General features: G+C 62.6%; 1 protein-coding gene. It reads left to right on the forward strand.

All coding sequences use genetic code 11. The annotated features are described in order from the left end of the window. Window positions 1-667: TfpX/TfpZ family type IV pilin accessory protein (locus AC1D0P_RS26480; RefSeq protein ID WP_477679448.1), on the forward strand; the 667-nt coding region annotated here is incomplete at its 5' end. Window positions 668-754 lie beyond the last annotated feature (87 nt).

Genomic DNA, 754 nt, shown 5'->3' on the forward strand with positions numbered 1-754 from the left:
CCCCTATCCTTATCGGGAAATCTCGGGCGGCCGCGAATTGTTCATGATCGTGGTGGCCGTCGACGTGGTCATGGGGCCCCTGCTGACATTGGCGGTGTTCAACGTTAAAAAGGGCTCCGCGGTACTGCGCCGCGACCTGACGGTGATCGGTTTATTCCAACTCGCCGCGCTGGCCTACGGCTTATGGGCGGTTGCTGTGGTGCGGCCTGTGCACCTGGTGTTTGAAATAGACCGGTTCAGGGTCGTTCATGCCATCGAGGTGCCCAGGGACGAGCTGGCACGGGTGCCGGCAGGGTTGGGCGCGCTACCGCTGAGCGGGCCGACGCTGCTCTCCGTGCGCGAATTCAAGGACGACAAGGAGCGCTCCGACATGACCCTGGCGGCTTTGGCGGGATTGCCGCTGGGCGCGCGTCCCGGGTTCTGGCAGCGTTACGATCAAGGCAAGTCGCAGGTTCTGGCACGTGCCCGGCCGCTGGAGGAGCTTAAAAAACGGTTTCCGGGCCAGGTGGGTGAAATTGACGCCGCACTGAAATCGGCCTCCGGCGGTAGCGGCAAGGCCGGGCCTATAGGCTATATCCCCATGGTGGGGCGGAAAGCATTCTGGACGGTCCTGCTGGACACCAACACCGCAGAGGTCATTGCTTTTGTACCCATTGATTCGTTCTGAACACGGGCGGTCGCCAAGGCAAGGCCGGATGCTGGGCCGGTTGGCGCTGGGTGTTTTCGCATGGGTGGCCTTGGCCAACTTCTCTCT

The sequence above is a fragment of the Polaromonas sp. P1_G2 genome (assembly GCF_056405515.1).